The organism is Aquirufa echingensis (assembly GCF_042714525.1).
Lineage (GTDB): Bacteria > Bacteroidota > Bacteroidia > Cytophagales > Spirosomataceae > Aquirufa > Aquirufa echingensis.
Window position 1 is genome coordinate 223,831 of the sequence record NZ_JBBKYA010000005.1, and the last position, 25,368, is coordinate 249,198.

Below are 25,368 nucleotides of genomic sequence, written 5' to 3' on the forward strand. Positions count from 1 at the left end.
AAAATCAATATATTGTGTTAAAATTCTAAACCTGTGAACAAAAAATTAAGCTACATCATCGGCGCCTCGTCGGTTGGTACATTGATTGAATGGTACGACTTCTACATTTTTGGCAGTTTAGCAACCGTTTTATCGACTAAATTCTTTCCTACCGACAATCCCACAGCAGCATTTTTAAATACCTTAGCCACCTTTGCGGCAGGCTTTGTTGTTCGTCCTTTTGGAGCCTTGTTCTTTGGCAAAATCGGAGATGTGATTGGTCGGAAATACACCTTCATGGTGACCTTAATGTTGATGGGCGGAGCGACTTTCGGCATTGGATTAATCCCTTCCTATCAAAGCATCGGAGCATTAGCCCCCATTTTGGTCCTAGTTCTGCGCTTATTGCAAGGCTTGGCATTAGGTGGCGAATATGGCGGTGCGGCGACTTACGTAGCTGAACACTCGCCAGAACACCAAAGGGGATTTTATACCTCTTGGATTCAAACCACTGCGACGCTCGGGTTGATCATTTCGCTCGGAGTAATCATGCTAACTCGAAGTGTTTTATCTGCAGAAGAATTTGATAATTACGGTTGGCGCATCCCATTTCTCATCTCCATCGTTATGGTCATCGGATCCATCATCGTCCGCAAAAACATGGCAGAATCCCCATTATTTGAAGAAGCCAAAGCAAGCGGAAATGTGGCTAAAAACCCGCTTAAGGAATCATTTGGAAATAAATTGAATTTAAAATTTGTACTACTGGCTTTGTTTGGCGCAACCATGGGACAAGGTTTGGTTTGGTATACGGGCCAATTTTATGCCCAAACATTTTTATTGAAAATATGCCATTTAGAAGAAACCCAAACGAATCTGATTTTAGTCATTGGTTTACTCGCGGGAACTCCCCTATTTGTACTTTTTGGCGCACTATCGGATAAAATTGGCCGCAAAGGAATTATGTTGGCCGGCATGGCTTTAGCACTTATCCTTTATAGACCTATCTTTTCGAAAATGTACGATTTAGTAGACACTAAGCAAAAAACAGAGGTTGCAGGTTCTATTTCCTATGTAAAAGGAAATACGGTTCGAACATTTACAGACGGAAGTATCGAAACGATTTCGGATTCAGGTTCCAAAATCCATGTCCCAGGGGATATACAATGGAAATTAGTGGGTCTCATTTTTTGTTTAATTAGCTTTGTCAGCATGGCCTATGGCCCTATTGCTGCATTTTTGGTTGAATTATTTCCCATTAAAATTCGTTACACCTCCATGTCTTTCCCCTATCACATTGGAAATGGAATATTTGGTGGATTAATGCCTGCGATTGCGACATTTTTAGTCACCACAGCTGCCAAAAATACCAGCATTGCCAAGCCCTATTTGGAAGGATTAAACTACCCGATTGCCATGATTTCGGTTTGTTTGATCATCGGCTTGGTCTATATGAAAGACGCCAAAATCAAAAAGGAAATCGAAATGAATGGCCTAAAGCGACTTTTGGGTATCGTTTGGATGGTTTTAGGCATTGCAACGGGATTATACCTCGTCTATTTCCAAGCTGTTCCTTTGTGGCAAAAGGGAGGCAACGATCTAGTCCCTGCCATTATTTACACGTTTATTTTAGCTCCCTTCATCACGGTTGGCATGAGCCTTTTCGGCTATTTTGCTTTGCGTGGTGAATTTGACCAATAAAACAATGAGAATTACGAGTTTACAAGAATACCACGAAGCGTATTCCCTAAGTATTGAAAAACCAGAAGAATTCTGGGCGAATATTGCCAATGAATTTGATTGGATTAAACCATTTACCAAAGTGTTGGATTGGAGTTTTGATGACTATTCTGTCAAATGGTTTGAAGATGGTCAAATGAATATTACTGCCAATGCGCTGGATCGTCATCTAAAAACAATTCCGGATCAGGCAGCGATTGTTTATGAGCCTAACGAACCGGGAGATGAAGCAATCACCTTGACCTACCGCCAACTGCACGCACGGGTTTGTAAATTCAGTAATGTATTAAAAGCACAAGGTGTCAAAAAAGGAGATCGGGTATGTATTTACATGCCAATGATTCCCGAATTAGCCATTGCTGTTTTGGCCTGCGCGCGTATCGGGGCGATACACTCGGTCGTATTTGGTGGCTTTTCAGCACAATCGATTTCGGATCGGATCAATGATTCGCAATGTAAAATCGTGATAACGACGGATGGTGCTGTTCGCGGGAATAAAAGCATTCCGATGAAAGAAACCGTGGATGAGGCATTAACTTCTTGCCCTTGCGTAGAAACAGTCATCGTCAAAACACGTACAAAAACACCGGTTTCCATGTTGAAAGGCCGGGATTTATGGTGGGAAGAGGAAGAGTCACAAGCATCCGAAGAATGTGCAGCAGAGCCAATGAATGCGGAGGATCCTTTGTTTATTCTTTATACCTCTGGCTCAACCGGCAAACCGAAAGGCGTTGTACATACCTGTGGAGGTTACATGGTTTATACGGCCTATACATTTGCCAATGTTTTCCAATACAATCCAGGTGATGTCTTCTTCTGTACGGCCGATATCGGTTGGATCACAGGCCACTCCTATTTGGTTTATGGACCTTTATTGAATGGAGCAATTTCTGTTTTATTCGAAGGAATCCCGACCTATCCAGATGCAGGTCGTTTCTGGGATATCATCAAACGTCATCAGGTCAACATTTTCTACACGGCTCCTACGGCGATTCGTTCGTTGATGGGTTTTGGCGATTCGTTTTTGGAGGGCAAAGACTTAAGTTCTTTGCGCGTATTAGGATCTGTGGGCGAACCGATCAACGAAGAAGCTTGGCAGTGGTATCATGAGAAAATCGGGAAAGGCAATTGCCCGATTGTCGATACCTGGTGGCAAACCGAAACCGGAGGATTAATGATCTCTCCAATTGCTGGAATTACGCCGTTGAAACCTGCCTTTGCCACACTTCCATTGCCTGGAGTCCAACCGATTTTAGTTGATGAATATGGCAAAGAAATCTTAGGTAATGGCGTTAATGGCAACTTGTGTATCAAATACCCTTGGCCATCCATTATCCGTACGACATATGGCGACCATGAAAGATGCAAATCCACTTATTTCTCAACCTATCCGGGACTTTACTTCACCGGTGATGGATGTATGCGTGATGAAGATGGCTATTACCGCATCACTGGTCGGGTCGATGATGTCATGAATATCTCAGGCCACCGCATCGGAACTGCTGAGGTTGAAAATGCAATCAATATGCACACGGGTGTCATTGAGTCGGCAGTTGTCGGATTTCCGCATGATGTCAAAGGACAAGGTATCTATGCCTATGTGATTTGCGAGCATCCAACGATCAACGATGAATTAACAAGAAAAGATATTTTGGCGACTGTAGCTCGTGTTATCGGGCCTATTGCCAAACCGGATAAGATCCAATTCGTTACAGGTTTACCCAAAACCCGTTCGGGCAAAATCATGCGCCGAATTTTACGTAAGGTAGCAGAGGGTGAATTTGGAAGCCTAGGAGACACGTCTACTTTGTTGGATCCGAGTGTGGTGGATTCGATTATTGAAGGGGCGCTTTGAAAGAGTTAAGAGTGGAGAGTGAAGAGTGAAGAGTGAAGAGTGAAGAACTAAGAGTGAAGAATTAAGAATATAGTGAGTGCCCGAGGTGAAAACTTCGGGCATTTTTTATATGAAAAAACCTCAGAATAAATCCTGAGGTTTTTTATCTGAGTAATAAAGTAACTCTTCACTCTTAGTTCTTAACTCTTACCTACCAAAAATAAGTATACAACATCAACAACATCATCACAATTATCACAGAGCCCGCGATAAATGAAGGTGCCAATTTGAACATCTTCGCATCGATTTCCAAGCCTTTTGGATTGTTCTTCGATTCAGGATCTAACAATGAGATAACCACCATCGAAGTGATACAGAATGTAAATACCCATCCCATACGATCAATAAAAGGAATCACATACATGCCATCTGCATCTTGGAAAGACGAATAGAAGATAGAATCTGTAACGCCTGTCCAAGTAGGAATATACTTAGATACGACAGAGAAAGTTACACCACCCAATAAAGCGAATAAAGCTGCTTTTGAAGTCGTACGTTTCCAGAAGAATCCCATGATAAACAAGGCAAAAATACCCGGTGAAAAATACCCCGTATATTCCTGAATGAATTGGAAACCACCTTTCTTATCGATACCCATAAAAGGAGCGATTAAAATAGCGATGATTATAGCAGCAACCACTGCAAGACGTCCAATCGAAACCAATTGTTTCTCAGTTGCTTTGGGATTGATGTAGTTCTTATAAATATCCAACGTGAAAATCGTCGAGATTGAATTCGCTTTACCTGCCATTGAAGCAACTACAGCAGCTGTTAATGCTGCAAACGATAATCCTTTCAAACCTACTGGCAACAAGTTCAATAACACAGGGTATGCATTATCCTTGCTCAAAACGCCATCTTTCATCATTTCTGCTTGGAACATCCCATCTTTCCACAATAAATACGCCGCAATACCAGGTAAAACCACGATAATAGGCATCATCATTTTTAAGAATGCAGCAAACAAAATCCCGTTACGGGCTGTTGGCAAATCAGCTCCCAAGGCACGTTGGGTAATATATTGATTACAACCCCAATAGTTTAAGTTGACAATCCACATACCCCCAATTAACACAGCTAAACCTGGTAGCGATGGATAATTTGCGTTGTCTTTGCTGAAAATCATGTGGAAATGATCGGGCGCTTTGGTCATTAAATGATTCAAACCATTCACAACTCCTTCGCCTCCAAAACGTGTAGAAACTAAATTCAAGGCCAAATAAGAAGTCACCAAACCTCCCAATACCAAGAAAACTACTTGAATTACGTCGGTGTAACCAATTACCTTCATTCCGCCTAGTGTGATTACAATGGCAAATGCCGACATCGCAATCATACAAACCGTGAAGTCTAATCCGGAAATCGTAGAAACAGCTAAAGCGCCTAAATATAAAATGGATGTTAAGTTAACCGCGATGTATAACAACAACCAAAAAACAGCCATAATCAAACTCACCGTAGAATTATACCGTCTATTTAAAAACTGAGGCATGGTAAAAATCTTGTTCTTCAAATAGATCGGCATGAAGAAAATCGCAACAATCAATAGCGTTGCTGCTGCCATCCACTCATAAGTAGCGATCGCCAAACCCATCTGAAAACCATCTCCAGAAGTCCCAATGAACTGTTCTGCAGAGATATTTGATGCAATCAAGGAAGAACCAATGGCCCACCAGGTTAATGATCCTTCCGCTAAAAAGAAATCATTTGAATCCGCAATTTTTGACTTTTTCTTATTGTAAATCCAATAACCGTAGCCTGAAACGACGATAAAATAAAATAAAAATACGAGATAGTCGAGCAGCTGTAAACTGTGTGCTTGCATAAAAAGTGGGTTTAGTTAAGGGTAATCTTTGCGAAAATAGGGTATTTCAGGAGAAAAGAAAAGGATTTAACGGAATTATACTATTCCCAATAATTCGGTCTAACTAATACGACCTCTTCCTCCCGATCAACAATCACTTGCCCAGGTAATAAATCTTTCGTCTTTCGAACATATTTTTTCGCGGTCACAATAACAGGACAAAGCGACTCAGTCGCCCGTTTAGAAAAATGCGCAGCAAGTTCTGCAGCCTTCTCAATCACATGTTTGGGTACCGTTTGCTGTTGGGGATTTCGAATAATCACATGGGAACCCGAAACATCCCGCGCATGCAACCAAATATCAAATTTCTTTGCATATTTCAGCGTCAATAAATCGTTATTCTTCGCATTCTTGCCCACCCAAATCGTCCATCCCGATGTCACAAATTGCTTAAATGGCAATTCTTCCGACGATTGTTTGGTCGATTGTTGGACCTTTAAATATTGTAAATAAGGCTTCAACTCCCTTCGAACCTGAGCTGCTTCGACGCCTTTCAGTTGGGTCCCTAATTCAACAATTTCAGCCTTTTTTCTGGCAACTGTAGCCTCCCATTGCGCAATTTCTTTGGAGAAATTCTTCGCCTTTCGATAGTAATTCTCGGCGTTTTCAGGGCCCGACAACAAAGGATTTAGTTTAATAGTAACCTTTCCTCCGTGGTAAAAATCGTCTAGTTCAACCGACTTAGCTCCTGAGGGAATCAGATTCAAAAAGGCCATCAAAATATTTCCAATTTCTTCATAAGCTAAACTCGAATCACGTTTAACTTGCTGCTTTTCTAAACTTTCCAGGTAATGAATCGCCTTAAGGTGTAATTTACCCAGAGTTTCCATCAACAAAGATTTCTCCCTCCGAAATTCCCCTACCGAATAATGCAAGGAATAAAATTGATTCAAAGCATCAAACACATTCTTCGTTTGATAAAGGACTTCTCCATCATTAGGAAATAAAGTCAATGCAATTCCTTTAGCCGTCTCAACGATTGAAATCTGGGGTTCATCAAGCCATTGCAACGTTTGCTGCAAGAGTTTCCATTGACCTTCCATCGATTGATTCGTATAGCCCAACCTTTGCAAATAATTGCCTCCTTCTTTTCCTAAAGTTGGATACAATGCCATCCAATCCCCTTCGGCTTCTTGAAAGGCTTCATAGGACTGATCGATCGACCGATCCAATTGTCCCAAAGTCAAATCAAAATCCTTACCTAATCGTTTCTGAAATTGGCCTTGATGTTCCCCTACTTGAAAAAGGATTACATTGGAACGATTGCCAAATAATTTCAAAACCAAAACCTGTTCACCCAGGAAATATAAACCAATAGCGCGCTCATTCTCAAAAACACGTACATCTTGCACTTCATGAAGGAGCAAATCAGAAAACAAATCCACGGAATTCCGACCGGCCCGTCGGAATTCATCCGGAAATTGTAAACTCGAAAACTGCGAACCAAAACTACATTTGATCCAAAAATCTTGTCCATTTTGCCGCTCAAATCCAATGACTAATTCATCCTTTTCCTGCGAAAAACATTGCTTGAGCCGCGCATAGGTCAAAATTTGACGTAGCTCCCGAGCTAAGATTCGTAGGAAAAAATGATTGTTATGCATAAATTGAATTTTTATTTGCAAGCATGTCCCTTCCTGATTCCTATCTTTCCGTTTCACAACCCGCCGAGGGACTCTACAAAGATAAAGGAAGTAAATTCATCGGATATGTATTTCCCGTGAAAGATGTCGAAGATATCAAGGAACAGATAAATTCCTTAAAGGAATTGCATCCGAAGTCTAGACATATTTGCTACGCTTACCGACTCGGTTTTACGCCGGAAGAAGCCCGGTCGAACGACGATGGGGAGCCTTCGGGAAGTGCGGGTAAACCGATTTTAAATACGATTCTGTCAAACAATGTCCACTACACACTCGTTGCGGTGGTTCGGTATTTTGGAGGAACCTTATTAGGCGTTCCCGGCTTAATTCATGCCTACAAAGAAGCAAGCCTCGAAGCCTTTGCAGCAGCCAACATCATCGAAATCGAACCGATGGACACCTATGAAATCCGCTTCAGTTACCCCCAAATGAATGAAGTCATGAAAGTGATCAAAAAATATCCTATTCAAATTGTCGAGCAAGAGGTCAATAATGATTGTTGGTATAAACTTAGTTTCCCGCATCGCATCTCAGCGGAGATCCAAAATGCTTTTGAGAAGGCATTAGAAACCTTTTAAAATCAATCTTTTGATAATCTAAATTGATTATCAGTTTTAAAAGATCAGTCGAACGATTGTTTGGTTTACTTCGGGCAAATCAAACGAAATGCCCACTATTTTTCAACAAAAAGGCTGGAGAGTATTTTTTTATTCCAATGATGGAAAAGAACAAATGCATATCCATGCAATTAAAGGTGAAACTGAAGTAAAATATTGGATTAGTCAAAAATTGAATATGATATCCTATGCAAATTCATTTAATTTGAAGCCAATTCAGCAACGAGAAATAGAAGAACTTTTAATTGAGCAATTACCTAGGATCATCAAAACTTGGAATAATTATTTCAACTATTACCAATGAAATCAAATCAAAAACACATTCGGGAAATTCGATTTGAGGGTGATATGATCATCATTCAAGGTGAAAAAAAATCAATTAAAACGGCTTTAGCTACAATTTCACAAAAATTGATGCACGCTTCCACCATCGAAAGAAACACATTCGAAATTAGTCCTTCGGGAACTGGGGTACATTGGCCACTCATCGACGAAGACCTCTCCTTTCCAAATTTATAAGCCTCCACCCTTTTCCCTTCGACTTTCATTCAGTAGATTTGTTTAAAGCATCTTACATGCTAGCTAAACCTATGAACTACTATAAAATTTACCGCGTCGATTCAGGTATCCAAATCGAAAATGCGTCTGGGCAATTGACCCCAGTCATATCCGAAAATTGGAATGATTGCATCAATCAAGATCATTTATTTCAATTCTGCGAAAAACAGTCATACGCAGGCAATTCACGCGCTTCTATTCAAACACCCATCGATTCCCAAGAAATTTGGGCAGCTGGTGTGACCTATTTAAGGAGTAAAGTGGCCCGCATGGAGGAATCCAAAGAATCCGGAGGAGATACCTTTTACGACAAAGTCTATGATGCGGAAAGACCTGAAATATTCTATAAAGGCAATAAATTAAGAGCTGTAGGCCAAAATGGACTCGTTCGAATCCGTAAGGATTCCGCTTGGAATGTCCCAGAACCGGAATTGACCTTGTTTATTAATCGCAACAAACAAATCGCGGGTTACCTCATCGGCAACGACATGAGCTCACGGGATATTGAAGGGGAAAATCCGCTGTATCTTCCACAAGCCAAAGTGTACGACGCCTCCGCAGGAATTGGCCCATGCTTATTAGTAACAGAAAGCCCTCTCGCTCCCGAAACGCTTATTTCCATGCGCATTTTCAGAGCACAGCAAGAAGTCTTTCAAGGTGATACAACCATTTCCCAAATGAAGCGTAGCCACACGGAACTAAGAGACTATTTAACCCGTGAAATGAGCTTCCCACAAGGTGCCTATTTAATGACCGGAACCTGCATTGTGCCTGATCCTCCTTTTACCTTACAAGCAAACGACGAAATACATATACAAATCGAGCCCATCGGCACGCTGATTCAAACTGTACACCCATGAATTTAACAGGAAAACAACTAATAGGCTTTCAAATAAAAGCATCCGGTCATCGGAATTTTCAAGGGGTTCAAGCAGCTACGGGCGAATTATTACCTCAAGTTTTTACAGAGGCAACGGATGATGAAGCTCATGAAGCCTTATTAAAAGCCTCCTCGGCATTCAAAACGTATCGCAAAATTTCCGACGAAAAACGGGCGAGCTTTCTTAATGCAATTGCTGATGAAATTTTAGCTATCGGCGATCTATTAATCCAAACAGCTTGCGCAGAATCAGGATTACCTGAAGCGCGCATCAGCGGAGAAAGAGGTAGGACGATCGGCCAAATTCAAGCATTTGCCAATTTCATATCAAACCCTACTTGGAAACGAGAAATCGTCGATGAAGCGATGCCGGAACGCCAACCGCTACCTAAGCCTCGTTTGGTCCAAACACAAATTCCTTTGGGTCCAACGGTCGTTTTCGGGGCGAGCAATTTTCCTTTAGCCTTTTCTGTGGCCGGAGGAGATACCTTATCCGCTTTAGCTGCCGGTTGTCCCGTGGTTTTCAAAGCACATCCTGCTCATCCAAATACCTGTGATTTAGTAGGCCAAGCGATTCAAAAAGCGGCTCAAAAAACAGAAATGCCCGATGGAACCTTCTCTCTTTTACATGCGCAAGGACATGAAATCGGCGGGTATTTGGTGACACACCCCTTAACAAAAGCCGTTGCATTTACTGGTTCCTACAAAGGCGGAAAAGCGCTATTCGACCTCGCGGTTCGCCGGGAAGTCCCTATTCCTGTCTATGCTGAAATGGGCTCCATCAATCCCGTTTACTTGTTTAGCGATCGAATTGCATTGCAAGGCGAAGCTTTGGCAGAGGTATTCAGTCAATCGATATGTTTGGGCGTAGGCCAATTTTGCACCAATCCCGGATTGATTGTTATCCTCGAAAAGGATCAAGCGTTTTTAAATACCTTAGCCTCGAAATTAGACCAAATGCCTTTGGGCACCTTCTTAACTGCTGGGATCAAAAAATCCTTTGAGCATGGTTTTACGACCTTGAATCATCATCCTGCTACACAACGATTAACGGCTTCAGCTAGTCCGGCTCCAAGTTTATTTAGCACGTCCGTAAAGGAGGCATTAGCTTATCCTGAGGTGATGGAAGAGGTTTTTGGCCCTTGTACGTTAGCTGTTGTTTGTCAAGATTTAGCTGAGATGATTGCTTTTACGGAACAGATGCCAGGCCAACTCACCGCAACCATTCAAGCGGAACCCATTGAGCTTACAACGTTAGATGAACTCATTGACGAAGTTAGCCAAAAGGTTGGGCGTATACTTTTAAATGGCTTCCCAACGGGAGTGGAAGTTTCCCCTGCGATGGTGCATGGTGGCCCTTTCCCTGCAACAACGGATGCACGCAGTACTTCGGTAGGTACTGAAGCCATTTATCGGTTTACGAGACCGGTTTGTTGGCAGAATTTTTAGGCAACTTTTAGAGACGCGATACCTCGCGTCTCTAAAAATAAAATACCCCAGACTTTAGTCTGGGGTATCGGCGCAAAGCAAACCCTAGGCTAAAGCCTAGGGCTATAAAGTTAAAAACCCCAGACTTTAGTCTGGGGCTCTAAAGGCTTCCGCCTGGGGGTACCCTATTTAAATCTCCACTTCCACATTCTCAAAGGTCAAATTGCCCTCCTTATCCACATCCATCAACACCGCGGATTCCTTTTGAATCTTACCCGATAAAATGGACTTCGACAATTCGTTCAACACAACTCGTTGGAGAACGCGCTTCATCGGCCGACCGCCATACAAAGGATCAAATCCTTCTTTGGCTAATTTATCCAAAGCCTCCTCAGTCGCTTCAATCGTGATATGTTGCTCTGCCAAACGATTCTGAATCTCCTTAAACTGAATACTCAAAATCTTACGTGCATGCTCCTGCGTTAATGGCTCAAACAACACAACCTCATCCACCCGATTCAAGAACTCCGGTCTAACTTGTTGCTTCAACAAAGCCATAACCTCTTCTTTCGCCTCCTCCAAAACAATGGCATTGTTCCAGCCCTCCATTTGGCCTAATTTCTCTTGAATCAAATGACTACCAATATTCGAAGTCATGATGATAATCGTGTTCTTGAAATTCGCCGTCCGACCTTTATTATCGGTCAATCGGCCTTCATCCAACACCTGCAACAAGATGTTCCAAACATCCGGATGCGCCTTTTCAATTTCATCCAACAACACAACCGAATAAGGCTTACGGCGCACCGCTTCCGTCAATTGGCCACCCTCATCATATCCTACGTATCCCGGAGGCGCTCCCACGAGACGCGAAACGGCGTGGCGTTCTTGGTACTCCGACATGTCTATTCGAACGATAGCATTCTCGTCATTGAACAGATAGGATGCCAAAGACTTCGCTAATTCCGTCTTACCTACCCCGGTTGTTCCTAGGAAGATAAAAGAACCGATGGGTCTGCGTGGATCTTGCAATCCCGCACGCGAACGTCTAACCGCATCGGAAACCAACTCAATCGCTTGATCTTGACCCGCAACACGTTTGTGTAACTCATCTTCCAGATGCAATAACTTCTCAATCTCCGTTTGCAACATTTTGCTCACGGGAATACCTGTCCATTTAGCAACTACCTCAGCAACATTCTCTGCCGTCACCTCTTCCTGCAACATACCATTCTCACCTTGGGACTGGGCCTGTAAATCTTTCAATTTCTGTTCTGATTCCACCAAACGACCATAACGAATCTCGGCTACCTTACCATAATCCCCTTGGCGCTCCGCTTGATCTGCTTCGAGTTTTAACTTATCAATCTTCTCTTTCTCAGCACGAATCGTATCCAAGACACCTTTCTCGGATTGCCATTGCGCCTTGAGCGCATCACGTTTCTCCGACAAATCGGCTAATTCTCGATTTAAGACTGCTTCTTTTTCCTTGTTATTTTCCCGACGAATCGCTTCGCGCTCAATCTCCAACGACATAATCTTCCGTTGGATATCATCGATCGCCTCAGGCACGGAATCAATCTCCAAACGCATTTTCGCTGCAGCCTCATCCATCAAATCTATCGCCTTATCCGGCAAGAAACGATCCGAAATATATCGGCTAGACAATTCAACCGCCGCTATAACTGCATCATCTTGAATTCGCACCCCATGGTGCAACTCATATTTATCTTTGATACCCCGCAAAATGGAAATCGCATCCGCTACATCGGGTTCATCCACAATCACCGATTGAAAACGACGTTCTAACGCCTTATCCTTCTCGATGTATTTTTGGTATTCTTTTAATGTCGTCGCACCGATTGCATGCAATTCACCACGAGCCAAAGCTGGCTTCAATAAATTGGCCGCATCCATAGCACCCTCGCCTCCACCTCCAGCACCAATCAAGGTGTGAATCTCATCGATGAATAAGACAATCTCACCATCGGAATCCGTCACCTCTTTAATGACCGCTTTCAAACGCTCCTCAAATTCTCCTTTGTATTTGGCACCGGCCACCAACAATCCCATATCCAAGGACATGACAATTTTGGACTTCAAATTCTCAGGCACATCACCTGATACAATTCGTTGGGCTAACCCTTCGACAATCGCCGTTTTACCTACACCCGGCTCACCTACCAACATAGGATTGTTTTTGGTCCGACGGGAAAGGATTTGTAAGACCCGACGAATCTCTTCGTCGCGTCCAATCACTGGGTCAATTTTACCTGCCTTCGCTAATTCATTTAAATTCTTACCATACTTTTCCAAAGACTGGTAAGTACTTTCTGCATGTGGATCGTTCACTTTTCTATTTCCTCTTAGTTCGATGATTGCTTGTTTAAAATTCTTCGTTGTTAATCCGAGCTTTTTCAAGGCATCGGCCACGGAATCGTTTCCATCCAATAGGGATAAAAACAAAACCTCCACGCTCACAAACGTATCTCCAAAATCCGCTTTTAATTTATCTGCGCGTTGCAAGGCTTGTTGCAAAGCATTGCTCGCATAGGCTTGGTCGCCTGATACCTTCGGATAGGTGTTTAATATGGGCTGTAAAGCTGTTTGGATTTGGGAAGGATTCACGCCTAATTTCTTCAAAAGAAATGAAACGGTTTGAGTATCATCATGTAAAATCGCCTGCAACAAATGCCCAGTCTCGATGGCCTGTTGGCCTCTCTCCTGCGCAATTTCCATCGCCTGCTGAATGATGACACTCGATTGGGAAGTATAGTTATTTGGATTCATGTGGTTAAAATATTTGCAGGACTTTATGCAATTGAACAACCAAGAATAAATAACGGAAATTTTGGCGTGAATCACTGGGGTTCACGCAAAGAAAATCGGCCATTATGGCACGTATTAGGCGAATCTGTCTGAAATCACCTGCTTAAAAGCAGCTAATGCTTCTTTCAATTCTACGATCTCATGGGGAAATTGGCTAAACTCACAGACCTTGGCCTTCAACTCAATTTTCTCACAAATATTGTGGACTTGGGCTGCTCCCAACGTACCCGAATTTCCTTTCAAGGTATGTAGTTCCGATTGTACACCTTTACAGTCGTTTCGAGAATAAGCTTGTTCAGCCAAAGCAATTTGCTCTTCGGCTTCTGCGATAAATTCGACCAACATCCCTTCAACAAAAACAGGATCTCCACCCACGGCATCAGATAGCGATTTCAAAACCTCTTCATCCACTACATGATGGGATAGATCCAGGATAACATCCTCAGGCGCATGTCCATCATGAACCCATTTCCCTACCATTTTAATAAGCTGTTGTGCCCTAATCGGTTTCGCTAAATAATCATCCATTCCGGCAGCTAGGAATCGCTCCCTGTCTTCTTTCATGGCATAAGCGGTCATTGCCACGATTGGAGGTAATTCGATGAACGATTTTTTCAGTCGGCGAGTGGTCTCCATTCCATCCATTTCCGGCATCTGAATATCCATGAGGACTAAATCAAAATCGGTATCCTTCGACAAGCGATCGATTGCCTCCCTCCCACTCGTGGCTGTCTCGACCACACAACCCGCTTTCATTAATATTTGAGACGCTACTTTCCGGTTGGTCGCATTATCGTCAACCAATAAAATCCGAGCATGCACTTCTTTTAAAGTCCCAGCAATATCGAAACGGTCTGCCTGTTGAATCGAAGAGGCTTTTGACGCATCACCAATTGCCAAACGTACGGTAAACCAAAATGTACTACCTTTTCCTTCCTCTGATTCAACACCGATTTCACCTTCCATCATTTTACAGAATTCACGAGAAATCGCTAATCCTAAGCCTGTTCCGCCGTAATTCTTCGAAGTTGAATTATCTAATTGTTGGAAGGCCGAGAATAATTTCTTTAAATTTTCTGGACTGATCCCAATTCCAGTATCCGTCACACGCACCAACAAATCAACTTGCGTATCCGTCTTCTTCGCCGTTGAAACCGAAATTGTCACCGCGCCATTTTCAGTAAACTTTAAAGCATTGGAAGTTAAATTGGACAGAATTTGTAATAGTCGGGTTTCATCAGCCACAACCACCTTAGGAACATCCTCCGCGATGGAATAAGCAACCTTATTTCCTTTTTGATGCGCAATCGGGGTAAATAAAGCCATCAAACGATCCAATAAATCTTCGAATACCAAATCAGCCGGATGTAAAACCATTTTCCCAGCTTCGATTTTGGCTAAATCCAAAATGTCATTCAGAATATGAAGGAGCGTTTCAGATGATTTACGAATCGTTTGTAAATAATCTTGTTGGTCTTCATTCAAAGGCGAGTCGCACAATAAATCCACCATCCCAATTACCCCGTTCATGGGCGTACGAATCTCATGGGACATATTCGCTAAAAACTGTTCCTTCACTTTCAAGGAATGTTCCGCTTGTTCGCGCGCTTCCACAAGTTCTTCTTGGTATTTCTTCAGGTTCGTAATATCCCTTGCGATACCGGACACCTCAGCAATATTTCCACCAGATAGGATCGGATTCAGATAAATTTCCAACCACTTTTGTTCGCCTGACTTAGTTGCCAGCTCCAGTTCAAAGTGTTGCTTTTGCCCACGGAAGGCCATTTTATATTTATCTTCCAAAGGTCTTCGCTCATTCGGCGCAACCAGTTGGAAACCCATACTTTCTGTACTAAAATTCAACTGCGGCTTAATCTGCAATTGCTGCTCGAGCAATTCCGCGTATTCGTGATTAAAACTCGTCAGCATTAATCGTTTATTCACCGACCACATTAAGTGGGAGCTCCCCTCAAAAATGGCATTTAAACGAGCCGTTTCATGTGCCAAAGCCTCTTCTGCCTGCTTACGTGCGATAGCCACCGCCACTTGGCTCGAGATAAAGTCTAATAACTCCAAATCTCTATTCTCGTATTTATTGGCACGCTCATAGGACTTCACCCCAATGATTCCCGTTACGCGATCACCTATACGCAATGGAACGCAAAGCATTACTTTAGGAACGACACCATATAAATAAATCTTCTTCTCTTTGGCGAGTTGGTGAATATCATCATCATGCAAAATCAAAGGCTTATTCGCCATGATCGCATATTCAGTCAAACCATTTCCCAGTTTACGTTTCGTAAAATGAACACGCGAGTCAAAATACTCATCGATGTAATAAGGGAAATATAAATAGCTTTTGCCTGGATCGTATTGTGCAATGAAGAAATTCTTCACATCAATCACTTCACCCAATTGCTTGTGAATGTTCACATACAAATCATCCAGATTGGTCGAATTAATCGCTACCTGCGCAATGGATGAGAACAATTTATTCGCACGTTCTGCACGAACTTTCGCTGTCGAGTTATGCAAAATACAACGGTAGGCCGTGGGTGCGCCTCGTTCAAATCGACATGTCGCAGATCCCGAAACATAGAGTCGGCGACCATCTTTCCTTCGAAATACAGCGGTAAATTCCGGCAATTCCTCGCCTTTACTCAATAAATCAAATTGCGCCTGAGTGTTGTGAGCAAATTCGGGATGGAGTACATCCTGCATTTTTAAATCACGCGCTTCCTCTTCGGAATAACCCATGGTCTCCAACCAGGCTTTATTGACAAATAGAAAGCGTCCTGAAATACCCGTGATTTGAATTAAATCGGTCGTATTATTAATTAGGTCTTGCAACTGGGCATTTGACCTACTTAAAGCTTCAGATACCTTTTTGCGTTCGGTGATGTCTTCACCGATGATACTTAAATAGGTAGTTTGGTCGGCTTCCTGAACGATGGTTGAGGCTACCTCCACCCATTTCATGGCACCCGTCTTCGTAATGTAATTCCGTTCTCTATCTTCAAATAAACCACCAGCAGCAATGGCTTTTTGGAATGATGCTCGGCGATCTTCGGTTTCTCCCTCGGGTAACAGTGTACCAAAAAAATCTTTGCCGTTTAACTCGCCCGCCTTGTAGTTTAATAATTGATGAGTATAGGCATTGGCAAAAACAATCGTCCCATCGAGCGCCATGATGATGCCAAATAACTTTAGGCCAGACATGGTTTTGATAAGATTCTCTTTCGAAGTCGTCTCTGAGGCAATGCCATCGTTGATTTCCAACACGTCCAATTGCTTTTTCAGCTCTTGAATTTCCTGAATGAGATCTTCCTTTGTCTTATTTGCCCAAGCAGCCATGGCTTTATTCCCTATTTTTGCTTAAATGTACAAAAAAGGGCGTAATTTCGCGTACCCTTAAGCCCCAAGAACACGTGCAAGTAAGAGCAAAAAAGAATTTAGGTCAACACTTTTTGAATGATTTAGATGCGGCCCAACGCATCGTCGATGGCTTACAGGATTATGCCAACTACCAAAAAGTTTTGGAAATTGGTCCTGGCATGGGCGTCTTGACACAATATCTGGTCAAGAAGAAAGAATACGAAACCTACTTGATCGAAATTGATAAGGAATCAGTCGATTACCTACGCAAGAACTATTTGGAATTCACGGGACCGCGCTTAATCGATGGTGACTTTTTACGCTATCCATTAGAGAACATCTTTGGCGATACCAAATTTGCGATTGTTGGTAACTTCCCCTATTTCATCTCTACCCAAATATTTTTCCGCATTTTGGAATACAAAGACCAATGTGTAGAAGTTGTAGGCATGTTACAAAAAGAAGTTGCCGTACGTTTAGCTGCCAAACCAGGCAATAAGGACTATGGCATACTCAGCGTTCTTCTTCAAGCCTATTACGATATCGAATACCTCTTTAGTCTAGGACCGGAGGTTTTCACTCCACCACCAAAGGTCAACTCAGGTGTGATTCGTTTGGTAAGAAACTTCAACAAGGAATTGGCTTGTGACCCAAAACACTTTAAGATGTTGGTCAAAATGGCTTTCAACCAACGAAGAAAGACTTTACGTAATGCTTTGCGTGCCATGCAATTACCTGATCATCCCTTATTAACGAAACGAGCAGAGCAATTAGGTGTTGAGGAGTTTACAACTTTGACCAAATTGTGGGAAGCCAACGGTTACCTAGGAGCATAAGAAAATAATATAGCCTTAACGGCATTTTGGGCAAAAATTCCGTAATTGCGATTCAATCTAATTAACTCATCATGGAAGAAATCAATGTACAGCACCTTCCGTTTGAGCTCACCAAAGAGTTCTTAGAAGAAATTCGCCAACTAATCACCGATCAAGCGAAAGATGAGATCATTGCCAAGATTGAGGATTTATTCCCTGCTGATATCACGTCGATTCTTTATGAATTAAACGGAGAGGAATCGAAGTATTTGGTCCAATTATTGGATACCAAAATTGCCGCTGCGATTATCACTGCTTTAGATACAGATGATCGTAAGAAGTTCTTAAAGAATTTCACTTCCAAAGAAATTTCTGAATACATCAACATTGTCGATTCCGATGACGCGGTGGATATATTAAACGAACAACCCGTTCGTATACGTGAAGAAGTAATCGCATTGTTGAAAGACCGCGAACAAGCACGCTTCATCATTGATCTTATGCACTATGATGAGGATTGTGCGGGTGGTTTGATGCAGAAAGAGTTGATCAAAATCAATGTCACACAGACGGTAACGGAATGTGTAGAGGAGATTCGCCGACAAGCCGAGGATGTAGAAAAGGTTTATTCCGTTTACGTAGTGGATGATGATGGTCTTTTATTAGGTACAGTTTCCTTGAAAAAAATCATTCTTGCCAAGCGTGGATCAAAGATTCAAGATGTCTACGAAGCAGATGAAATTGTATCGGTACAAACCTACAGTACTGGCGAAGAAGTAGCTGATTTAATGCAAAAATACGATTTGGAAGCAATTCCTGTTGTGAATATTCAAGGCCGATTATTAGGTCGAATTACGATTGATGACGTGGTCGATTTCATCACGGAATCCGCGCAAGAGGACATTCAGGTGATGGCCGGTATCTCGGAAGACGTAGAAGAAGATGACTCCGTGTGGCTCTTGGTACGTTCCCGTTTACCTTGGTTGATTGGAGGTATGGTAGGTAGCTTTTTAGCTGCTAAAATCATCGACCGATTTGATGATACGATTGCCTTATTACCAGCTATTTCAGCGTTTATCCCTTTGATTGGTTCTACAGGCGGAAATGTGGGAATTCAATCTTCTTCACTCATCGTTCAGTCCTTAGCCGACAAAAGTGGTTTGGATACCACCTTGTGGAAACGTCTTCAAAAGGTATTTGTCGTTGCGTTAATCAACGCCCTCATTGCGGCCATTTTTGCGTTCGGATGTTCTATGTTGATCGATAGCGGAGAAATCATGCTTTCCATTACCGTATCCCTTTCTTTGTTTGCGGTTGTTATGCTAGCGTCCTTGATGGGAACGGTAACACCTTTGGTCTTAAACCAATTAAAAATCAACCCAGCAGTTGCATCAGGTCCATTTATTACAACGACCAATGACATCTTGGGTTATGGAGTTTATTTCATGATTGTCTATTTCCTATTGTAGGCAATGCGAGCGATTATTCAACGAGCTAGTTCGGCTTCCTTACACATCGAAGGCAAATTACATGCTTCCATTGGAACGGGATTTGTTGTGCTCCTAGGTATACATGTTGACGATAGCCCAACTGATGTCGAATACCTTGTAGGAAAGATTCACGGAATGCGTATTTTTTCAGATAGCGAAGGCAAAATGAACCTTTCCTTGGAACAGGTTTCAGGCCAAATCCTTTTAATCAGTCAATTCACCTTGTTTGCAGATACCCGAAAAGGGAATCGGCCTAGTTATTTAGCTTCGGCAAGACCAGAACAAGCAATTCCTTTATATGAGCTAATGATTGAAAAGCTTTCTACTGCCATGGGCGCTCCGATTCAAACGGGTGTATTTGGTGCGGATATGCAAGTTAGCTTATGCAATGATGGACCTGTAACCATCATCATCGATTCGAAAAACACCTCATTATGACCTTAGAAGAAGCACAAGAACAAGTGGATCAGTGGATCAAAACAGTGGGAGTTCGATACTTCAATGAACTAACCAACATGGCGATGTTAACAGAGGAAGTGGGTGAAGTTGCTCGCATCATCGCACGTCGCTATGGAGAACAATCAGAGAAGGAGTCGGATAGAAATAAAGACCTCGGCGACGAAATGGCCGATGTGCTATTCGTGTTAATTTGTTTGGCTAATCAAACGGGCGTTAATCTGACTGAGGCTTTGGCGAAAAACTTAGCGAAGAAAAGTGTTCGTGATGCAGACAGACATCACAACAATCCCAAACTCAAATAATCCCTACTTACCTGCTGGTACTTGGCTATCCGAAATGCGTTTGCTCATGCTTTTTCCTTCTTCTTTATTTGGAATAAAGGGACGTACTAAGGAGATCAAATCCAAACTTGGATTCAATTTTTGAATCACTTCATGGCGGACGTCAAATTCTGTCTCACCAGAAATTTGTTGGTATTCCGCATCTGAAATCCCTTCATGCAGATTAGATGCATTTGAAAAAGACGCTAGGTGCCCTAAGGTACTATCCCCCATCAATTTACCACCTTCCCAAGAAACAACGGAACCAGCATGTTTCCAGTTAAAGCCGGATAAAGTAAAGTTCTTTTGATTAATGGCTTGTACAGATTGAAGGGGCATTCCCAGCAGCAATCCAGAATCCGTTTTCCATTCCGAAGCGTTACCGACAATCGTTACATCAACGATTTGACCATCCCGGTAATACACATACACCTGACGATTCGAATTGGGATATAAAATGGAACCACGTAGACTGTCATCACCAATCACCCAGGTTGTATCTGCAACCAAAGAATCTTTACCATATTTTTTCGTTAGTCCAGCTAGGTTTTCACAAGCGAGCACTTCATTCAAACTACGTGTAGGATTAACTTTTTCTGTCGAATTACTAGAGCCACAAGAAAAAAGAAACAGCCCGACAAAGAAGGAAAGAATGTATTTCATTTTAGAAAGAATAAGCTAATGATAAGGTTGCATTCAAGCCTTGCACCTGATATTGATAATACTTTTGATAGTTTTTACCCAAGAGGTTATTGCCCGATAAACCGATATTCAAATTTCGTTTGATAAAGTAATTTATTTTCAAGTTGACATCCAAAATATCATCCATCTGAATTAACTGATTTTTGACAGGTTCTAAGGCATACAGCGATTGCATCCAATAGACATCCGGTGCAATCAAGATCTTAGGTGAAACCCGCCAAGAGTTTATCCAAGACAAGGTTGTTGCTGGAATATGCGGAGCATTGAATTTCACACCTAATTGCTCATAAATCACATGATTAAACTTAAAGCTAGATGTAAATTGTGATGTAAAATTAAAATTCAAATTAGCTGAATAGGTTGTGACTTGAACCTTTTCCAATCCTCCACGGTATTGCACATCAAATTTATTAGGAGCTGAAACCGCATTCACATAAAATGGCAAGTCGGAATATTCCGCATAGTCATATTGCGCCTCAAAGTCGATGACTTTGTTCCCACCTATCCCTTTAATACCGCCGTAAACATGACCAACTTGATTCGTATTTTTCAATTGACTCTGCGTACGCATCCAAGCATTTTGCTTTAAATAACTTTGGTAAGAATTGAATTGCACATCACCTCCTACCCCTCCAAACAAGTGAATGTAATCTGAGGCGCCAAAATCCATCTGCAACATAGGGAAGACACTCGTCTTTTCAACGGAAGGTTCATCGGACTCAGTAACAAACATAAATCCTGCATTCAAACTGACGCGCGAACTCTTGTAGGCCAAATGGGGATTAAGGCGATATAAACTCCGATTCCATTTTTGCAATGACGCACTCGGTGAATATTCGGAATAGATATAATCCCCGGCTAATTTGAATCGCAACTTTTCTGACATCCCATGCACATATACCCCGTGCCCTTGAATGAGTAACTCCTTTAAATCTTGTGCGTTTGTTAGTTGGTCTGCTTGGATGCTTAAAACATAATCAGCAGATGGAGTTTTTTTAGCACTACTTAATTTTCCCGCAGCACTCATTCGCGTGTAAGATGCTAATAAATCATTGGCCTTTACAAAAGAGGGAATTTCAGCGAAGCCATAATAGTAATTCGAGAACATTTTATACTCCAATGTACTTTCCCAATAATTTACACGTCCTAAAGAACGACTCTCCAGGCGTGCTAAATTTTCACTCCTAGCCGAATATTCTGACATAACAGGGCCAAATTGATTGGCATCATGATGTAAATAAAGGCCCAGGAATTTGTTTTCTTTCGCACTTTGGCTTGCATTAAAATCAAAAAGGGAATGGCCATAATTTCCAATACCCATCACTAACGCATTCTTGAATTTCTCGCCGTACGCTGTTTTGTTTTTCTCATCCGAGCGCATTTCCTGTGCCGCAGGGGCATCAATTTGGGGCAAGGAGTCTAATTTCCATTGCGATTCTTTCAATTTAACTTGCAAAGGAACGCTACTTGTTTGCTCAAAAGATTTCATCGGCAAATAGGTCCGATCAGTAACCTTCAGCTGCATGACCGCGCGCGTGGTATTCGGAATGGTAATCGTTGAACGATCGATACGCGACTCTTGCGCATACCCCTTCATGAGTAAGCAAAACAGGCCAATAAATAGTAAAAAAATCTTCTTCATTTATTGAATTCCCTCCATTTTTTTCTTAGCTAGCAATTTCACGGCATCATCCGACGAATTAGCTAAAATACTTTGCAAAATCACTTTGGCCTGAGCACTATTTTTTAATTGGACAAAATTGTCTGCCATGATTAAAAAGGCCTGCCCCACAAGCGCATCAGGCATGTGGTAATACCGACTTTCAGCTTGTACGAATTGACTACTCAGCCATTCATTCGACTGTTTAAACTCTTTCTGCACAGCAAGTGATTGCGCAAACGCGAGTGCTGCCTTCGCCCCTATTTCATCTTGATTCAGTTTTACAGCCTTTTCAAACCATTGTTTCGCTAGATCTACATCATTAACATCCGAAGCATGCTGACCTATCTCGAAAGCCCATTGGCTCTTTCGTAAGGAGTCTGATACATCTAAATCAAGCCACAATTGGTTAAGTGCATCAAATTTCTTTTGAGCGCTATACAATTGTTTCAACTTATCCTGCACGCTAATCATTAGCGTATCTTGGTAGGCCATATTAGCTTTCAGATCAACCAGCGTACTAATAGCCAAATCAGAACGTTTCTGCTCATCATATATCAAGGCAATGATCCATCGAGCTTTGTTTGCAAAGCCAACTCCTTGAAGGCTTCGTTTCAGGTAAATCAATGCATTACTAAAATCCTTGGTGTGGTAAGTGGAAACGCCCAACATGTAATTCAGGGCATCGGATTGACTATAAGAAGGAAATTCTTGAATTAGACGAACAAGTTCGGGAACAACCAATTTATATTTTGCTTGTTCAAACATTTCCGAACAAATATCAAACCACTGTTCGGCGATACTCGGATCATTGCCATGTTGACTCGCGTAAATATGTTGCAATTCAATCGCCTCCGTATAGCGTCCCGCCTTTTTCAATAACTCGGTTGCTCCGATGATCGCTTCTTTGGCAGAAGAGTCTGTCGTGAATTTGCGAACGATGTTTACATAATCATCCGATGCTAAAAACCATTGATTGCTATTTTCATAGGCTTGTGCGCGAATCAACAAGAATGGTGCATATAGGGGATTACTTGTCGATTTCTCTTGGATAAACTTGCTTGTATTTCGAATAACAGCCGCATAAGCTTCTGATTTTTGTAAGCGTGACAAAGCTACATTACTTCGATAAAACATATTGTCGGCAAGCGGATCATTCGGAAATTTAACACTGTAAGCTTGGTAGGCATCAGCCGACTCTTGAAACTTCCGAAGGTTAAACAAAACCGTAGCTTTACGCTCTAGTAAGGCCATCGATTGTGGAGAATTTTGTTGAATTGCTTCGTCATAATATTTCAATCCCGCGACTATATCCCCTTTCGCAATTGAAAGCTCAGCCAAATTACGTAAATCCTCTACCGAACGGCGACCATCTAATTTGTTGGCTACATATTCCTCAAAATATTGCAAGGAACGATCGTACATGGTGATGTAGGCAAATGAATGTGCTAAACTTAAGCGAATGCGTTGGCTTAATTCACGTGAACCCGTTGGTAATACTGTTTCTGCTAATAGCGGCACATACAATTTTATCGCATCTGAATTCTTATTTGACTTTGCTAGCATTTCAGCTAAAGCATAGCGAGCATACCAAGCCATTTCTCGATTCACCGCAAAGTCAAGGGATTTTTTGTAAAAGGTAATAGCCCTTCTGTCATCTTGTTTTTCATAAGCCTTCGAGGCAATTTGGTAACAAGTAGACTGATAAAGTTCTTGAAATTTAACTTTTCCTGTAGGAAAATTCAAAATAAAGTCTTCAATAGCGGATAGACTTGCTTGTTTTCTTAACGCATCGATTGCCATTGAAACTAATAATTCCCCATGTTTATTTTGAGGCGTGCGTTTTTGGTATTCTTTGATTTCTTTCAGTAAAATTGACCATTGCTGATTTTGTTGCAACAAACTCAAATACATCAAATAGGCTTCATCTCCCAATTCTTTATTAAAAGGCATGGAAGCAACTTCTTTCAAAGCAATATAGGCAAGATCCCATTTTTGTTGGTCTACTAAAATCAAAGCTTTAGTTTTCGCGATTTCTTGATCAAGCGAATCCATTCCTTTCGAGGATTTGGATAATAATAAAAGCGCTTCATCCAACTGTTTCGATTTATATAACGAAAAAGCGTATTTGAAATTACGCGTCCGGTTTAACATCTGTGGAGATTTCTCCTTAACCACGGCATAACTCTTCGCCGCGTTCACATAATCCTGTTTTTGAAATTGTAGTTCGGCAATAATTACAGCTAGATTAGCTGAAGATTTACCGTATGCACTATCTGCTAAAATGGGCTTTACATAGGTAATAAGATCACTATAGCGGTTAAGTTTCATGTAAGCTGAACTGATCCAAACAGGTGATTCAGCAGCATATTTGGGATCCGAACTAGCCAGTTTAAAATCTTCGATGGCTTGCTCAAACTTTTCCAAATGAAAATGCATGACACCAGCATAGTAAGCGGCTGGCAAGGCAAATTCAACTTCAGACTCCAACTTCAATAAATTAAATAATGCCAATGCCTCTTTTAGCAAATTGGATTTATAATATGAAATGGCGAGGTAATATTTATGCTCCAGATTTGTTTGAGCGGAATTACTCAAGTACTTAATGGCACGAGCCCAATCTCCCGTTTCATAATAGAAGACCCCAATTTCCGTAACCAATTTAGCAGAAAATGGACTTTCAGGATGATCTGAGATAAATTTTACCGCTTGCATTTCGGCTTCGGGTCTCATGGAATATATAGAACACATGGCAATATAATACTCCACAAGAGTCCGCTCTGACACTAGCAAAGTTGGGCTTCCTTGTAAGGTTTTAAGGTAAATCCGAAATTCTTCTTGAGCGGCAGGGAAGTTATTAGAATCAAACAACACCTTGGCTTGCCTAAAATGCTCAAAGTTGTCCGTTGACTTGACCGTTTGTTGGCCTTTCATTTCAAACGGATGAACAAAGAACACACTTAAGACTAAAACACTAAAATAAAATAATCGTTTTTTCATCTACGAACAGATGTATATTTAGGGTTATTACAATAATACAAATTTTATTTCAAATTTATCTCCCCATTCCAACGATAAAAATCCAAATAAATTTCCTCTAACACTTATTTTA

General features: G+C 41.7%; 18 protein-coding genes. 11 read left to right on the forward strand and 7 right to left on the reverse strand.

Annotation, left to right across the window (positions count from 1 at the left end):
• Window positions 1-33 precede the first annotated feature (33 nt).
• Window positions 34-1,680: an MFS transporter gene (locus SKC38_RS11195; RefSeq protein WP_377977232.1), complete on the forward strand. Its 1,647-nt coding sequence runs from the start codon at window positions 34-36 to the stop codon at window positions 1,678-1,680.
• A 4-nt stretch (window positions 1,681-1,684) separates the two neighbouring features.
• Entirely contained in the window at window positions 1,685-3,574 is a 1,890-nt protein-coding gene (gene acs / locus SKC38_RS11200) for an acetate--CoA ligase (protein WP_377977233.1), read from the forward strand.
• A 190-nt stretch (window positions 3,575-3,764) separates the two neighbouring features.
• Here acs and SKC38_RS11205 read toward each other — a convergent pair whose 3' ends face one another.
• Both SKC38_RS11205 and SKC38_RS11210 read right to left on the reverse strand, forming a co-directional pair.
• On the reverse strand, window positions 3,765-5,438 hold the full coding sequence (locus SKC38_RS11205) for a sodium/sugar symporter (RefSeq protein WP_377977234.1): 1,674 nt from the start codon (window positions 5,436-5,438) through the stop codon (window positions 3,765-3,767).
• 80 nt (window positions 5,439-5,518) lie between these two features.
• Complete coding sequence (locus SKC38_RS11210; protein WP_377977235.1) at window positions 5,519-7,081, reverse strand: NFACT RNA binding domain-containing protein; 1,563 nt, start codon at window positions 7,079-7,081, stop codon at window positions 5,519-5,521.
• 23 nt (window positions 7,082-7,104) lie between these two features.
• Here SKC38_RS11210 and SKC38_RS11215 point away from each other — a divergent pair, with 23 nt between their 5' ends.
• The 5 genes from SKC38_RS11215 (at window position 7,105) to SKC38_RS11235 (ending at window position 10,624) form a co-directional block, all read left to right on the forward strand.
• On the forward strand, window positions 7,105-7,698 hold the full coding sequence (locus SKC38_RS11215; protein ID WP_377977236.1) for an IMPACT family protein: 594 nt from the start codon (window positions 7,105-7,107) through the stop codon (window positions 7,696-7,698).
• 88 nt (window positions 7,699-7,786) lie between these two features.
• Window positions 7,787-8,041 carry a DUF4160 domain-containing protein gene (locus SKC38_RS11220; RefSeq protein WP_377977237.1) on the forward strand — a complete coding sequence of 85 codons (255 nt, stop codon included), beginning with the start codon at window positions 7,787-7,789 and terminating at the stop codon, window positions 8,039-8,041.
• Entirely contained in the window at window positions 8,038-8,256 is a 219-nt protein-coding gene (locus tag SKC38_RS11225) for a DUF2442 domain-containing protein (RefSeq protein ID WP_377977238.1), read from the forward strand. The genes SKC38_RS11220 and SKC38_RS11225 overlap by 4 nt, the downstream gene beginning before the upstream one ends.
• 71 nt (window positions 8,257-8,327) lie before the next feature.
• On the forward strand, window positions 8,328-9,155 hold the full coding sequence (locus SKC38_RS11230; RefSeq protein WP_377977239.1) for a fumarylacetoacetate hydrolase family protein: 828 nt from the start codon (window positions 8,328-8,330) through the stop codon (window positions 9,153-9,155).
• Window positions 9,152-10,624, forward strand: a complete 1,473-nt coding sequence (locus tag SKC38_RS11235) for an aldehyde dehydrogenase (NADP(+)) (RefSeq protein WP_377977240.1) — start codon at window positions 9,152-9,154, stop codon at window positions 10,622-10,624. The genes SKC38_RS11230 and SKC38_RS11235 overlap by 4 nt, the downstream gene beginning before the upstream one ends.
• Window positions 10,625-10,792: 168 nt before the next feature.
• Here SKC38_RS11235 and clpB read toward each other — a convergent pair whose 3' ends face one another.
• Entirely contained in the window at window positions 10,793-13,393 is a 2,601-nt protein-coding gene (gene clpB, locus SKC38_RS11240) for an ATP-dependent chaperone ClpB (protein ID WP_377977241.1), read from the reverse strand.
• A 114-nt stretch (window positions 13,394-13,507) separates the two neighbouring features.
• Complete coding sequence (locus SKC38_RS11245) at window positions 13,508-16,789, reverse strand: PAS domain S-box protein (protein ID WP_377977242.1); 3,282 nt, start codon at window positions 16,787-16,789, stop codon at window positions 13,508-13,510.
• Between the two features lie 74 nt (window positions 16,790-16,863).
• Between SKC38_RS11245 and rsmA the strand changes: the two genes are divergently transcribed.
• From rsmA to SKC38_RS11265, 4 genes are all read left to right on the forward strand, one after another.
• Window positions 16,864-17,646, forward strand: coding sequence for a 16S rRNA (adenine(1518)-N(6)/adenine(1519)-N(6))-dimethyltransferase RsmA (gene rsmA / locus SKC38_RS11250; protein WP_377977243.1), 783 nt, complete (start codon window positions 16,864-16,866; stop codon window positions 17,644-17,646).
• A gap of 71 nt (window positions 17,647-17,717) precedes the next feature.
• Complete coding sequence (gene mgtE, locus SKC38_RS11255) at window positions 17,718-19,094, forward strand: magnesium transporter (RefSeq protein WP_377977244.1); 1,377 nt, start codon at window positions 17,718-17,720, stop codon at window positions 19,092-19,094.
• Window positions 19,095-19,097: 3 nt separating this feature from the next.
• A complete protein-coding gene (dtd, locus tag SKC38_RS11260; protein ID WP_377977245.1) occupies window positions 19,098-19,553 on the forward strand; it encodes a D-aminoacyl-tRNA deacylase in 456 nt (151 codons plus the stop codon).
• Window positions 19,550-19,876 carry a nucleotide pyrophosphohydrolase gene (locus tag SKC38_RS11265; RefSeq protein WP_377977246.1) on the forward strand — a complete coding sequence of 109 codons (327 nt, stop codon included), beginning with the start codon at window positions 19,550-19,552 and terminating at the stop codon, window positions 19,874-19,876. The genes dtd and SKC38_RS11265 overlap by 4 nt, the downstream gene beginning before the upstream one ends.
• Window positions 19,877-19,879: 3 nt before the next feature.
• Here the strand turns inward: SKC38_RS11265 and SKC38_RS11270 are convergent, their stop codons facing one another.
• Genes SKC38_RS11270 through SKC38_RS11280 form a run of 3 tightly spaced genes read right to left on the reverse strand, consistent with a single transcriptional unit; the run spans window position 19,880 to window position 25,256 of the window.
• Complete coding sequence (locus SKC38_RS11270; RefSeq protein ID WP_377977247.1) at window positions 19,880-20,557, reverse strand: hypothetical protein; 678 nt, start codon at window positions 20,555-20,557, stop codon at window positions 19,880-19,882.
• A 1-nt stretch (window position 20,558) separates the two neighbouring features.
• Entirely contained in the window at window positions 20,559-22,238 is a 1,680-nt protein-coding gene (locus tag SKC38_RS11275) for a TonB-dependent receptor (protein ID WP_377977248.1), read from the reverse strand.
• Window positions 22,239-25,256, reverse strand: coding sequence for a tetratricopeptide repeat protein (locus tag SKC38_RS11280; RefSeq protein ID WP_377977249.1), 3,018 nt, complete (start codon window positions 25,254-25,256; stop codon window positions 22,239-22,241).
• Between the last annotated feature and the right edge of the window lie 112 nt (window positions 25,257-25,368).